Annotated in this window: 13 protein-coding genes; 3 read left to right on the top strand and 10 right to left on the bottom strand. The window is 62.0% G+C overall.

The genetic code is table 11. The features are described from left to right. From C8J43_RS18295 to C8J43_RS18280, 4 genes are all read right to left on the bottom strand, one after another. Complete coding sequence (locus C8J43_RS18295; protein WP_165899682.1) at positions 1-1,005, bottom strand: glycosyltransferase; 1,005 nt, start codon at positions 1,003-1,005, stop codon at positions 1-3. 99 nt (positions 1,006-1,104) lie between these two features. After that, entirely contained in the window at positions 1,105-2,208 is a 1,104-nt protein-coding gene (locus tag C8J43_RS18290) for a DegT/DnrJ/EryC1/StrS family aminotransferase (protein WP_056056228.1), read from the bottom strand. Beyond that, the gene (locus C8J43_RS18285; RefSeq protein ID WP_231420922.1) at positions 2,205-2,672 is read right to left on the bottom strand and encodes an FdtA/QdtA family cupin domain-containing protein; all 468 of its coding nucleotides are present in this window, start codon (positions 2,670-2,672) and stop codon (positions 2,205-2,207) included. The genes C8J43_RS18290 and C8J43_RS18285 overlap by 4 nt, the downstream gene beginning before the upstream one ends. A gap of 177 nt (positions 2,673-2,849) precedes the next feature. Continuing rightward, positions 2,850-3,917, bottom strand: a complete 1,068-nt coding sequence (locus tag C8J43_RS18280; protein ID WP_056056224.1) for an EpsG family protein — start codon at positions 3,915-3,917, stop codon at positions 2,850-2,852. 122 nt (positions 3,918-4,039) lie between these two features. On the opposite strand from C8J43_RS18280, the gene C8J43_RS18275 reads away from it, so the two are divergent. Continuing rightward, positions 4,040-5,185, top strand: a complete 1,146-nt coding sequence (locus C8J43_RS18275) for a glycosyltransferase family 4 protein (RefSeq protein WP_056056222.1) — start codon at positions 4,040-4,042, stop codon at positions 5,183-5,185. Between the two features lies 1 nt (position 5,186). Here C8J43_RS18275 and C8J43_RS18270 read toward each other — a convergent pair whose 3' ends face one another. The 4 genes from C8J43_RS18270 to C8J43_RS18255 form a co-directional block, all read right to left on the bottom strand. Continuing rightward, positions 5,187-6,536: an O-antigen ligase family protein gene (locus C8J43_RS18270; protein ID WP_056056220.1), complete on the bottom strand. Its 1,350-nt coding sequence runs from the start codon at positions 6,534-6,536 to the stop codon at positions 5,187-5,189. Further along, positions 6,533-7,786 (bottom strand): hypothetical protein, encoded by a 1,254-nt coding sequence (locus C8J43_RS18265; protein ID WP_056056217.1) that lies wholly within the window; start codon positions 7,784-7,786, stop codon positions 6,533-6,535. Before C8J43_RS18265 ends, C8J43_RS18270 begins: the two co-directional genes overlap by 4 nt. Further along, a complete protein-coding gene (locus tag C8J43_RS18260) occupies positions 7,776-9,935 on the bottom strand; it encodes a polysaccharide biosynthesis tyrosine autokinase (protein WP_231420921.1) in 2,160 nt (719 codons plus the stop codon). The genes C8J43_RS18265 and C8J43_RS18260 overlap by 11 nt, the downstream gene beginning before the upstream one ends. Before the next feature lie 97 nt (positions 9,936-10,032). Further along, a complete protein-coding gene (locus tag C8J43_RS18255; RefSeq protein ID WP_165899681.1) occupies positions 10,033-10,728 on the bottom strand; it encodes a polysaccharide biosynthesis/export family protein in 696 nt (231 codons plus the stop codon). A gap of 183 nt (positions 10,729-10,911) precedes the next feature. On the opposite strand from C8J43_RS18255, the gene C8J43_RS18250 reads away from it, so the two are divergent. Continuing rightward, entirely contained in the window at positions 10,912-11,235 is a 324-nt protein-coding gene (locus C8J43_RS18250) for a hypothetical protein (protein ID WP_056056214.1), read from the top strand. A 26-nt stretch (positions 11,236-11,261) separates the two neighbouring features. Continuing rightward, positions 11,262-11,606 carry a hypothetical protein gene (locus tag C8J43_RS18245; protein WP_133032096.1) on the top strand — a complete coding sequence of 115 codons (345 nt, stop codon included), beginning with the start codon at positions 11,262-11,264 and terminating at the stop codon, positions 11,604-11,606. On the opposite strand, the gene C8J43_RS18240 is transcribed toward C8J43_RS18245, so the two are convergent. After that, positions 11,590-12,384, bottom strand: a complete 795-nt coding sequence (locus C8J43_RS18240) for a metallophosphoesterase family protein (protein ID WP_056056209.1) — start codon at positions 12,382-12,384, stop codon at positions 11,590-11,592. The two genes, C8J43_RS18245 and C8J43_RS18240, sit on opposite strands and share 17 nt — an antisense overlap. A 67-nt stretch (positions 12,385-12,451) precedes the next feature. Beyond that, a complete protein-coding gene (locus tag C8J43_RS18235; protein ID WP_056056208.1) occupies positions 12,452-13,735 on the bottom strand; it encodes a nucleotide sugar dehydrogenase in 1,284 nt (427 codons plus the stop codon). Between the last annotated feature and the right edge of the window lie 46 nt (positions 13,736-13,781).

The raw sequence follows: 13,781 nt of genomic DNA, 5'->3' as shown, positions 1-13,781 counted from the left end.
TCACCTATCGGCTTTAGAACGAATGTCAGCGCGCGCGCGTCTGAGACGGGAGCGCAGAGGTCGCGGTAAGGCGGCAAGTACAAGGTATCGTGCGTTCTGAGCGGCGAATTCCACAAGGGGTGCGGCATTTCGCCGTCGGCGGAAGAGCGTCAGATACGCCTTCCAAGACAAGGCAAACTCACCGACTCCCGCCGAAGCGCGACCCATGCCGGCATAAAAACCGTTCTCCATCGCCAGATATTCTGCTGCGGTGAAACGGTCGCGATATTTGGCAAGCGTTATGAACGGATCGTTGAAGAACAACTCGACCCTCGTCGCCAGATTGTCTGCTCGGGCGGATTTCACGATTTGTGGGGTCGGATCAAATCCGATCGCGTAGCCATGGGCTGCGACCGCTGCATAGAAATCCAGATCCTCGCCAACGAGCGTTTCGTCAAATCCGCCGACTTCGTCGACCACCGATCGCCGTACCATGATACTTGGGGCGATCGCGGTAACGCCGCGAGCAACGAGTTCCTTGAAACACAGACCTTCGGCGGGCCGATAGCTGCCAAGCAGATTCACCGGTGCTCCGCCGTCCTCGCTCTGAATCAAACCGTTGGCGTGGACCATGCCCGTCGTCGGACCTGCCGCGCTGAACATCGCGATTTGCCGCGCGATCTTTTCGGGCAGGAACCAGTCGTCCGACGCCAGTATCGCAATATATTCACCGTGCGAAGCGGCTATGCCGGCATTCAGTGCGGACGATACGCCGCCATTCTTTTTCGCTATGATCTTGAAGTCTTTTTCCGACTTGCTGCGAACCTGCTCTATCACCGCGAGCGTATTATCGGTTGATCCATCATCGACCACGATCAACTCGATGTGGCGGTAGGTCTGGGTCAAGACACTGCGAATTGCGCGCTCGACATATTTATCGTGATTATAGGCGGGGATGATCACACTGACCAAAGGGTGCTCAGAATTGATCATGGATGATCCTGTTGGAATGGCATTGAGTAACATGCCGCATAGGTATCGTATCTGGCGCCCGGCGGTGCCCTGATCCGTGTGAACAGGACACGCGATTGATTGAAAAGATCGCCACATCAGGCAGCGATCGGCTTATATCACACACTTCCTGATAGCCTCGGCAACTCGCCTGGCATCGTCGAGGGCAAGATGCGGCCCTATCGGCAGGCTCAGCGTTTCTCGGGCAAGCCGCTCGGCGATCGGGAAGCTGCCTTCGCCAAGCCCCAGATCGGTATAGGCCTGCTGCAGATGGGGCGGGATCGGATAGTGAAGCTGAGTCGCGATTCCCTGCTCCGCCAGGGCGGTACGGATCGCGTCGCGGTGTGGCGAGTGGATGACGAACAGATGCCAGACGGGGTCGGCCCATTCGGGCACATGCGGCAACTGGATCGGGCAATCCGCCAACTCGGTCAGATAGAGAGCCGCGACCTGGGCACGGCGGGCGTTCCACGCGTCGAGATAGGGCAGTTTCGCCGCCAGCACCGCGGCGTGAAGCGGATCGAGCCGGGAATTGACCCCGCGCTCTTCGTTCACGTAACGCAGACGCGAACCGTAATTCCCCAGGACGCGGATACGTTCGGCGAGGTCGGCATCGTCGGTCGTGATCGCTCCGCCGTCGCCCAAAGCGCCGAGATTCTTCGACGGATAGAAGCTCCAGCAGACGATATCGCCATATCCACTGCCGACGCGCTGTCCTCGATATCGCGCACCATGCGCCTGGGCCGCATCCTCGATCAGTCTCAGGCCATGGCGATCGGCGATGTCCTTGATCGGCGCCATATCGGCCGGCTGGCCGTATAGGTGCGTCGGGATTATCGCGCGGGTTCGGGGCGTAATCTTCGTCTCGATCAGCAAGGGATCAAGATTGCTGCTGATCGGATCCGGTTCGACGAAAATCGGGGTAGCGCCAGCCATCGTTATGGCCAGCGCCGTCGCTACGAACGAATTGCTGGCGATGATGACCTCGTCGCCGGCACCGATGCTCAGCGCGCGGATCGCTAGGTGAAGGGCATCCAGCCCGTTGCCTACGCCGACGCAGTGCTTGGCACCGCAGAAATCTGCAAAACGCTCTTCGAACCGCGTGCAGATGGGGCCGCCCACGAACCAGCCGCTGGCCATGACCTCGGCGATCGCGGTATCGATCTCGTCCTTCAACTCGTCGTAGATAGGTTTTAATTCGAGAAAGGAGATCGTCATGTCAGGCTGTTCACCGTCTCGAGAAAGCGGTCATAGTCGCGTATGTAATCGGCTTCGTCATAGGCATGATCGGCGAGAACGAGCAGCACGGCATCCGCAGAGAAGTTACGCATTTCCCGCCACATCATGGCCTGGATCAGAAGCCCACGATCGGGGCGATCGAGCAGATACGTGGTTCTTTCCCGCCCGTCGTCTAGGATCATCTCGCAGCTCCCCGCCACGCAGACGGCGAGCTGGCGCAGTGCGACGTGCGCGTGAAACCCCCGCTCCACTCCCGGCTGCGTCCCGAAGATGTAGTAAATGCGTTTCACGTCGAACGGTACGGTGCTCCCCCCCTCGATCGCGATCAGGCTGCCGCGGTGATCGCCCAGTACCGGCAATTGCCGAATCAGCGGGTCGGACGTACCTTGCAATGGTACTTCGACAGACGGCATTTGGCTGTCATCAGGTTGAAAAGCATTCATTTGCCGCCAGTATCAGCCGCACCACGGCAGTGCAATGAGCAGGCTCAGCCGATCTCGACGCGTCATCGATGTCGTATGTAGGACCCAAACTCTCGATATATTCTTCCCAATGATTTACGGGTGTTTATGACGGCGGGTCCGACGTACAGCGTCGACGTCGAGGTCTGATCAAGCCGGCTATTGTCCGAGGTCATCTGCCCTAAGCACTGTATCGTACGGTTTCCACAGCTCAGCGTTATCGGCAAAATTGAGCCAAACGAACTGAACTGCAAAACTGTAACCGATTACCGCCAGCACTCCCGACAAATGCGATCGGCCAGTGGTCGATAGCACGTAGGGAATACGCGAGAACGTCACCACCTGTAACGGGATCAGGAACAGGGCGATACGATCGACGCCTGACGAGGCCGAAAATACTAATAGGCCGATGACAGACAAGATTGATAGGATCGAGCAGTTCGTCCAAAAACTCTTTGCAAAGTCTTCCAGCCCGAGCCGATTTCGCAATAGCAGCATAGCAATGGCCGCGATCACGTTCATCGCTACGCGAATGGCTGCACCCTGCGAATTATAGTCGCTGTTGACGTAGTTGTTGATCAGATCGTCGGAGGAACTGCCCAGAAAAACGTTGAACAGCAGCGCGAATGCGATCGCACCCACGATGCCGAGTAACGGACTGCGGACTACCACCGGAAGCAGGAGGATGGGCAGGAACAGGATCGCAGTCTTGTGAAACAGGGCCGCGAAGGCGATCATCAGCACCAGCCGACCCAGCCGCTTCGGCGATGCGTCGGCGACTGCCCAGCAGATGATGCCGATCGCCGCAGCCTGGCGCGTATAGCCCATCGCGACGACGATTATGAGATATGGTACCGCGACCAAGACGGCTAGCCACGGATTGGGTTGCCGCCACGCAAGTCGCGCGAGGCCTGCCATGAACAGGATGCCGCAACCCAGGTTCGGAAACCAGATTCCCCAGTCCGCGCCAGCGGACATCCAGTTCAAAAGCGCATATCCTGGGTCGGTGGTCGTCAGTGCGGGGCCGAGCGTCTGGAACGCAATGGTCTCATACATGTGTAGATAGGTGTACCAGTCGCCGCCGACATCATAGCGGAGCCCGATCATTAGCGCCGTCAGCGTGGCAGCAAAAATATAAAATGCGAGATTGTACGCCTGATATTGCCGACGGGCGAATTGAACCGCACCGGCCGCCCATATCGCAAACAAAATCCAATACGCCGTCACGTCCGCCTCGGCACAATGTAAGAGGAGTTCATGCGATCCACCGACGCAGCTATAGCGCTCGCGCTTGGCAGGTCTACCCGGTAGAGCCTGCGCCATAACCGGAAAGGGATGAACCGACTGTCATGGCTGGCGCTATCGTATTGTCGATCAATACCTCCTGGAACATCGTGAATTTTCGTCGCAACCTGATCGCTAGACTGCAGCGCGAAGGGTATGACGTCGTCGTGATCGCGCCGCGTGACGCGCATAGCGACGCGCTCGTCGCGCTGGGCGTCCGGTATTTTTCGATCGAGATCGACAGCAAGGGACTCTCGCCGGTCCGCGACCTGAAGCTTGCCGCGGCGTATCTCCATATCCTGAAACAGGTGCGCCCGGTCGCGTTCCTGGGCTGGACGATCAAGCCCAATGTCTACGGCTCGCTGGCCGCGCACGCGCTCGGTATTCCGGTCATCAACAACATTTCCGGCCTCGGCACCGCGTTCATCAAGATCGGCCTGGTGACGCGGGTGGTGCGGCTGCTCTACCGAACCGCGCTCGCCCGGTCGGCCACCGTCTTCTTCCAGAACCGTCACGACCGCGATCTGTTCGTAGAACAGCGGCTGGTCCGTCAGGAGCGTACCGTGCTGCTCCCGGGCTCGGGGATCGATCTGGCGCAGTTCGTTCCCGAACCGGCAGGGGATGGCGCGCCCCTGGTCTTCCTGATGGTTGCACGGCTGCTGCGCGACAAGGGCGTGGTCGAGTTCGCCGATGCCGCGCGGATCGTCCGCGCCAGCCGGCCCGACGTCGAATTCCATTTGCTCGGTTTCCTCGACGTCCAGAACCGGACCGCGATCGATCGTGCTACCGTCGAGCGCTGGGGACAGGAGGGCACGCTGCGCTATCTCGGCGAGGCTGCCGATGTGCGGCCGCATCTGGTCCTCGCCGCAGCTGTGGTGCTGCCGTCGTACCGCGAAGGCATGCCGCGCTCGCTGCTCGAGGCGGCTGCGATGGGGCGGCCGCTGATCGCGACCGACGTTCCCGGCTGTACAGAGATCGCGCGGACAGGCGAGAACGCGTTCCTGTGCACCGTGCGCGACGCACGATCGCTGGCCGACGCGATGCTTGCCTTCCTCGCGCTCGACCCTGCTGAGCGGACGGCGATGGGGCGTCGCAGTCGGGAGATTGCCGAGCGCGAATTCGACGTGTCGGTCGTCGAAGCGCGGTATCTCGAGGCGATCGCCAAGGTGACCGCCGGCGCGGTTGCCGACTCCGGGGTAGCGCAGCCCTGAGCTACAGGCTCAGATGCCGCGCCGAGGAGGGGGCACGACTGCGCTGCGTATAGGGGCGCACCCCCGACATGAGGCCGATACATGCCGCAAACACCGCAGATAACGCGGCAGTGCGCAGCGGATAGTCGACGACGCTGTGGAGCAGTATCGCGGCGGTCGCGATGACCGCGGCCTGGGCGAACGGATCGGGCTCTTCGACCCGCCAGATCGCGCGCAGGCGGATTACCCACCATGCCAGGAATAGCGCCGCGAACGCCATTCCGACGGCGCCCGTTTCGAGGAGTAATTCGAGCCAGTCACTATGCGCATGGTTCATGAAGGTCGTCGTGACCGACGCGAGCGGCTCCTGCATGTGATAGACCGGCTGGAAGCTGGCGGTGCCCGAGCCGATGGGGAAATACGCGCGCGCCGCCTGGAAGGTGAGCGCGAACGAGGTCTGGCGCGACAGCTCGGCATTGGCCTTCTGTGCGCCGAACAGGTTGTTGCCGAACGGACCGACGACGATCGTGACGATGGCCGCCAGCGAGACCAGCCCGGTGGCGACGATCAGGCCGCGCTGGACGACGGCGCTGCGGCGGCGCCCGAACGTCAGCCACGAGACGAGCGCCACGGGCACGCTGAGGCCGATCCCCGCGAGCGAGGAATTGATCAGCAGGCCGACGAAGATGACCGCATAGGTCGCGCCCACGAGCAGGTGGACCGCCGAGGCGCTGCGCTGCGATTTGCTGCGCCGCAGCAGTGTCGCCTGGAGCGCGGCGAGGAACGGGATGCAGACCAGCAACAGCGTCGCATTGTGGTTGGCGTTGGCGAAGAACCCGACCGCGACGCCGTAATTGGTAATCGCATAGAGATAGGCGCCGGTCCCGCCGATGACTTGCAAGGCGCCCAGCGCGACCGAGGCGAGCGTGACCGCGACGATCGTCGCGGCGATCCAGCGACCGCGAAACGCGCCGAGCACGATTACGCTTAACAGCACGGCGATCGCCGGCAGCAACCACAACAGGCTCGCCGGCGCGATATCGGGGGCCAGCGTCAGCGGCAGCCAGGGCAGTGGGATGCCGAGCAGCCGATAGCCTTCCACGACCGGGGCGCGGCCCGGCAGCAGCGTCCACAGCGCGGGCGGCAGGGGCACGAGTTGCAGGACCGCTATCAAGACGAAGATCGCGAGCAGGCCGAGTAGCGCGCGAATCTGTGCCGACGGACGCTCCTGCAGCATCGTCCACAGCGCCCAGCCGATCAGCGGCAGGCTCGTGATCTGGAGAATGAAGTTGGCGGTGAAGCCCGCCGCGCTCGCGCCTCCGAGCAGCAGGCAGGCGAGAAGGAAGACGGGAACGATCGCGTGGCGGATCATGAAGTGGAGTCCGGTACGGGGCGAAGATCCAGATCGCGCAGGGTCACGCTCAGCGGCGAGGGAAACTCGCCGGCTTCGCCGCGCAGCGTCAGGATCTGGCTCGGGCAGTTTGCCGGTACCACGACATCGGCCGCGATACGGTGCGGTTTGGCGGTTGCGGTGACGAGAAGCGTCATCAGCGTATCGCGCGTGTCGGACGCCGCGGCCTTGCAGGCCAGCGTCCAGGCTAGCGTGGTGGTGGCATCGGTTTTGCCCGGATCGACGGTGATCGCAAAGCGGTAGCGCCCCGGCCGCAGCACCAGCAACTGGCTCGCCAAGGCACCGCTGTCCCGCCCATAATACTCCACCGCCATACTCCCACTCCGCAAATCCGTTGCGCCGAGGCTGCTGGCGGTCAGCGTCCAGTCGAACGGGGGGGCTGCCTTGGTGTCGCGGAACCCGGCATTGGTGATCGGCATCGCGGCCTGCGCAGCTGATATGCCGTAGATACGTTGCCATACCGACCGCGCGGCTGCGTACTGGCTGCGCTCGACAAGCCGGTTTACGAGAGCGGGACCCCAGCTCTCGGCATTGCCTGCATCGGCGCTAGCCGCAGGGCTCGCGAGCGCGAAGATCGCATCCGGCGCGATGGCCGACTTGGCCAGAGCAATCAGCACCGCGCGTTCGAGTACCGGATCTGTGTTCAGCGTGCGGCGGACCGCCTCGCGGGTTTCCGGCGCCATCGTCATCTGTGCCATCGCCGTCGCAATCGGTGCCTGCGCCGCGCCGAGAATGCGTGCGAGGACGGAGAATTGCATTGCGGCGTCGGCGTAGTGCGCGGTCCGCAGATAGCGATCGAGCAGCAACAGATGAATCAACCGCTGGCGCGGATCGAGCCGTTGTCCGGCTTCCAGCGTCGCGACCGCGCGGTCCGGTGTATTGTCGAGCAACTGTTGATGCCCGAGGATCAGATAGGCACGCGCATCCAGCGGCGCGGCCGCAGCTGCCCGCCGGACGGCGTCGAGAGTTTGCGCATCGAGGATACCGTGTTGCGCCACGAGCCTTGTGGCTGTTCGACCCAGTACGACGCCGGGATCATCGGCAGCCAAACGTACGATTTCGCCTGACGAAGTCGGCAGCGTATTGACCATCGCGGATTTGAACGACAGCCAACCGAGCGATAGGCCCGCGACCGCCAGGATCGCAGCAGAGGCCATGCCGCGAACGCTCAGGGCGTTGCGCGGCGTACGTCTGCCGTTCTTACGGCTCATCGTGCATCGTCAGCATGATCCGGCGCTTCTTGTCGTTGTCGTCGGCAACGTAGCGATACTGATCCTTGGTCTGTCCATAGCCATAGCCATAGCCGTACGATGCCTGCGCTTGAAAGCGCGTCAGGATGGCGCCGACCATATGCGCGCCCGCAGTCCGCAGACGGTTTTGCGCTTCGACGACTGCCCGTGTTCTGGTGCGGCCGGATTCGATCACCATCAGCGTCGCCTGCGCGATCGACGACAACAGCGGAGAATCTGCGAGACCAAGGATCGGTGGACCGTCGATCACGACGACATCAAACGTCGAGGAGGCGTCGGCGAGCAGCGACGCGAAGCGCGCCGAGGCGATCAGTTCGGGCGGGCTCGGTGGAATGGTGCCCGATGGCATGATCCACAATCCCTCCACATCGGTGTGCAGGACGTGCTCGCTCAGCGAACCCGTGTTGGTGAGGATATGCGAGAGGCCAATATTGTCGCGCCCGGTAACGAAGGCGGGACGACGCATGTCGGCATCGATCAGCAGGACGGACTTGCCCAACCGCGTAAAGCTGTGCGCGAGCGCCCACGCCGACGTCGATTTACCTTCTGCCGGACGCGTGCTGGTGACCAGCAGCGTCTTGGGTGCGCCGCCTTCGGTCACGAACTGCATGGCCGACGCGGTCGACAGATAGGCCTCGGCGACCGGCGACAGCGTATCCTTCAACTCCTCGACAGGCTTTGCACTCTTGGCAGTGGGGATGCCCCCCAGGAAAGGTAGCTGCAGCTTGTTGCGGACGTCGTCGGGTGTCTTGATCGTGTCGTTGATGAACTCGAGGGCGATCGCCGCCAGCATGCCGACGACAAAGCCCAGGACGGCACCGATCAAAAGATTGAGATACAGGTTAGGGGAAAACGCCCCGCCCGGAACCAGGCCGCGATCGACCACCGACGCGACTGCGGTGCCAATACCGCCAGCGACCCCGATCTCCTTGTAGCGCTGCAAAAGCGCATCGTAGAGCGTACGGTTGGTATCAACGTCACGCTTGAGAATGTTATACTGGATCAGCCGGCCACGTTGATTGAGCACCGTGCCGCTAAGCCCGGACACTTGCGCACGAAGTCGGTCTTCCTCGGCGCGTGCCGCCTGGAAATCCTGACGGAGCGTGCCGACGCGATCAGAATTCGCGGTGCGCGTCTCGGTGACCACTGACGCCCGTAAGGCATCGATACGCGCCTTGAGCGCGACCATTTCGGGATAGTCGGGACGGAACGTCTGGAGTTTCTGCTGATATTCGGCATCGAGCGCAGCGATCTGCGCGCGTAACGGTGCAGCGTTAGCGCTTCCCTCAGTCGTTGCACCGCCTAGGGTCGCCTCGCGATATTTCTGTTCGGCTGCGATCCGGCGTGCCTGGGTGGCGGCAAGAGCGGTGTTCAGCGAGACGAGCGAACTACCGGTCAGCGAATTGGTGTCGCTACCTTCTTCGCTGCTACCCGTGCTGATCAGCCGTTGCTGTTGCGCATAGGTGGTAAGCCCGCGTTCCGACTTTTCCAGGTCACGCCGTGTGGTCGCGATCTGGCGCTGAAGGAATTCCCGCGCGTAGGATGACGACTGGTAGCGTCGTTCTAGATTGGTCGCGATATATGCGTCGGTGATACCGTTGACGACCTTCGCTGCAAGTTGCGGATTGCGTGCAACGAACGATACGATAACGATCATGCTCTGTGGCTGAAGCTTTACCTTCGTTCCGCCTTGTACGAACCCTGCCGCGATCTCGGTGTTGGCGGTGCGATCGGTACTCTCACCGACAATTGCCGGGTCGGCAGCAAGATTGAGATTTTGTGCGACGCGTTCGGCGAGCGCTCGACTGCCAAGCAGGGAAAGTTGCGTGCCGACGAAATTGGTATCGTTGCGCCCGCTGCTTTGCCGCCCACCCTTATTCCCTTCGTCTGCCATGATCTCTACCTCGGGTGGGTTGAGCTCAAGCGTGGCGACGGAGCGATACTTTAGAGGTGTCAGCAGCGTGATGAGCACCGCTGCGGCAATACCGGTGCCGATCGCTGCAAGGATCAGCCAGCGCCATTCGACGGCGATGCGCCACAGCAGCGACAACGACAGTTCGCGACTGTTATTCGTGGTTCCATACCCGCCATACCCGCTTTCCGGGGCCAAAGGGGCGAGATCGCGGCGCTGATCCGGTTGCACGGTCAGGTTTGTAGGACCCACGGCCCCTGGGCTTGCCATGTACAAAAGTCCTAAAGGCGGGGCGTCAAAGCGCCAGGAAGATGGACGCGAGCGGCAGGCTCTGCATCAGGTCGCGCTGTGTTTTCTTGACCGCCGATCCGTCTACGACGACCGTGTCACCGGGATAGACTTCCGGATCCTTCATCTCGCCACGGCGGATGCTCGTCAGGTCGAATGCGGCCGCCATGCGCTTCCCACCGATGGTCCGGAAAATGGCGACGCGACGCGGATTGGCAAGATCGTCGGTACCGCGCGCCAGTGCAATGACCTGAACCAGAGAAAGCGTGCTGGTTGCCGGATAGATGCCGGGCTGGCGGACCGATCCATCGACCGTGACGACGCGGCTGGCCGACGACTTCAACGAAACCGTAACGCTCGGGTTTCGCAGGTATTTCTCGTCCAGCCGGTGTCCGATCACGGTGCCGAGCTCGGTCGTGCTGAGGCCGACCGCATCGACGCGGCCGAGCAACGGCATAGTGATGCGTCCGCTCTGATCGATGTCATAGTCGCGGCTGAGATCGGCGACCTGGAATACCATGACGCTTACCGTATCAAGCGGGGCGAGCTTATAGGTATCGTCGATCGCGACGACCTTGGGTGCATCGGGAGTGCCGAAGTTGCTGGAATCATACGAGATCTTTCCACCGCGCGTCGACGCGCACGCCGCCAGCAGCAAGGCGAGACCGATGATGGCCGTCCGGCCCATCAATCCGATTTTCATAATGTCACTGCCCTGCAACCGACCCTGCATCCCCGTGATGCACGGATGCACACCTACAATTAACCCCGGTCTGCCGCAAGTCGAGCACTGCAATGTTCAATGAGACAGGCAATAAGCTGGCCCTTGTCGCAATAGCGATCGAGACTGTGTTGACAGCGTAGCCAGGGTAGCGAATGCGGTTGCATGATCCTGATCACCGCTCTTGCGCTGTTTCTGTCGAATAGCGCAGAGCCTGATGAGATCCCCAGCGAAATTATCGTCGTGGCGAAATCCCGAAAATGCGATCTGTCGAGTGCCGGGCGGACGTTGCGAAATGCCGACTTCAAGAAATACGCAGCCGAATGGGCGGCCGGTCGACCGGTCAGGATCATCGTTCCGCGGGCTGCACGAACGAAGTGTCTCGCCAAAATCATGTTCAAACTGCACGATCACGGTGTGACGCAGGCCGAATTTGTCGACATGCCCGGTACGCCGATAATTGAAATCGCGCCGGGGAAGGCAGACTGATGGGCGTTGTTGCGCATAGCAGCGCTATGGTCGGGATCGTTCTAGACTGGGAGGTGTTCAAGGTCTGGCTGACAGCGACGTCCGGGCTGACGCATCATGATTTCCATCTGCTGCTCGGCGTGCTGCTGACGCTGGGGTTTGGCTGGCTGCTGCGTCGGCCACTGGGGTCCTGGCTGCCGTTGATCCTCGTCCTCGGTCTCGAACTGATCAACGAAGCGTTCGACTTCATTCGCTATCATATCGACAGCTACCCCTGGGGGCCGGGCCCGATGCTCGTCGATATCGCGCTGACCACGTTGCCTCCCCTCGTGATCGTGCTGGCCGCACGGTGGGACTCACCGGAGTTTCAGCGCTTCAGGCCACTGCGCTAACCGCCTGCTGCGGCCCCGTCGCCAGGAAGCGGAGATCCTCCTCTTCGATCACCGCGGCGGTCAGGATGCCGGTCCGATAGGCACCGGTATCGATTCCGATCCGGTTGATACGCCGGTCGACACCGTCACTGATCGTGTGGCCGTGGATCACCATGCAGCCATGATCATGCGCATCGGACAGGAAAGGTTGGCGGATCCAGCGCAGATCGCGCGGTTGCTGCTCGTCGATCGGCACGCCGGGCCGGATTCCGGCATGCACCAGAAGATAGTCGCCGAACCGAAAGGTGTCGCCGAAGGTCTTCAGAAAGGCGACATGCGCGGCCGGAATCGCCTGGCGCAGCACTTCGGCGATCCGCTGTTCGTCCATCGCCTGCAACGCGGCGGTCGCGACACCGTAGCTCTCCGCGCAGGCATCGCCACCAAAGCCGAGCCAGTCATGCGCGACTCCCGGCTCGCCGTTCAGGACACGCAGCAGGAATTCTTCGTGATTGCCGAGGATGAACAGCATCTTGGCGGGAAAATGCCGGAGGCTCTGCAACCGATCGACGACGCCGGCGGACTCCGGGCCGCGATCGATCAGGTCGCCCAGGAAAACCACCGCTGCGGTCTCCACCGGTCGGTCGGCGATGTCGTCCTCGATCCGGCCGAGCAGATCGTCGACGAGATCGAGCCGGCCATGGATATCGCCGATCGCGTAAAGACGCGCGCCGGGTGGCCCTGCGAACACGGGTTTCGACGACACGGAGGCCGACATGCGGCGGAACAGCTTAGAAAACACGCAAAACCTCGAACGCAGACCCGGGCGGCCGCACGATGACCGCTCCGGCTGCATGTAGGCGCGATTGTCACATCGTCCATAGCTTCATTCCATCGGGCACCTGTCCCGACCCGGCGAGCGCGTTCTTCAGATCGACGATCCCGCCATCCGGCGCCAACTGGCTCGTAAACCGGGCGAAATCCTCGACCAGTTCGCGGTGGGGGACGGCAAGGACGATCAGATCATAGACATCGACGGGCGCGGCGACGAGTTCCAGGCCATATTCGTGCAGCGCTTCGGGCGCGGAGACGAGCGGATCGTGGACGTCGACCTGATGGCCGAGACCCTGGAACGCGGCGACCAGATCGGCGACCTTCGAATTGCGCAGGTCGGGCACGTCCTGCTTGAACGCCAGCCCGAGCATCAGCACCTTCGCGACGCGCGCAGCATCCGCACCCGCGTGCCAGTCGTGGACGTCCTTTGCGACCCATGTGGCCATACCGTCGTTCATGTCGCGGCCGGCCAGGATGATGCGCGGATCGCAGCCGAGTTCGGTCGCGCGGTGGGCGAGATAATAGGGATCGACGCCGATGCAGTGTCCGCCGACGAGACCTGGCTCGAACTTCAGGAAGTTCCACTTAGTGCCCGCCGCGGCGAGCACGTCCCATACCGACAGGTCCATCTTCGAGAAAATCTGCGTGATCTCGTTGACGAAGGCGATGTTGATGTCGCGTTGCGCGTTCTCGATCACCTTGGCTGCCTCGGCCGCCTTGATCGAAGCGGCGCGGAACACGCCGCCCGTCGTCACCTTGTTATACAGGTCGGCGATCGCCTCGAGGACTTCGGGCGTCTGGCCGGAGATCACCTTGGTGATCCGGTCGACGGTATGCTCGCGGTCGCCCGGATTGATCCGCTCGGGCGAATAGCCGAGGAAGAAGTCTTCGCCGCAGACGAGTCCGCTGATGCGTTCGAGCTCGGGGCCGCACAGGTCCTCGGTGACACCGGGATAGACGGTGCTCTCATAGACGACGATCGAGCGCCGACCCGGCTTCAACATGCTGCCGACGGTCCGCGTCGCCGCCATCACGATGCCGAGATCCGGCCGGTTGTCCGCATCGACCGGGGTCGGCACGGTGACGATGTAGAAATCGGCATCCGGACAGGCTGCGGGATCGGTCGTCAGGCGCAGGCTCGATGCGGTGAGACGATCGGCGTCGATTTCGCCGGTGCGGTCATGTTTGCGTTCGAGTTCAGCGATGCGGCCGGTATCGACATCGAGACCCCAGGTTTCGAACGACTTGGCCAGCGCAACAGCGAGCGGCAACCCGACATAGCCGAGCCCGATCACTATTACGCGCGTGTTATCGACCATGTTCGACACCTTTACATGTTCTGCAAGAATCCGGTTCCATACCGTT

The sequence above is a fragment of the Sphingomonas sp. PP-CE-1G-424 genome (assembly GCF_004341085.1).
Lineage (GTDB): Bacteria > Pseudomonadota > Alphaproteobacteria > Sphingomonadales > Sphingomonadaceae > Sphingomonas.
The sequence above is the reverse complement of the archived record's forward strand: the minus strand, read 5'-3'. Positions and strand labels throughout refer to the sequence as shown.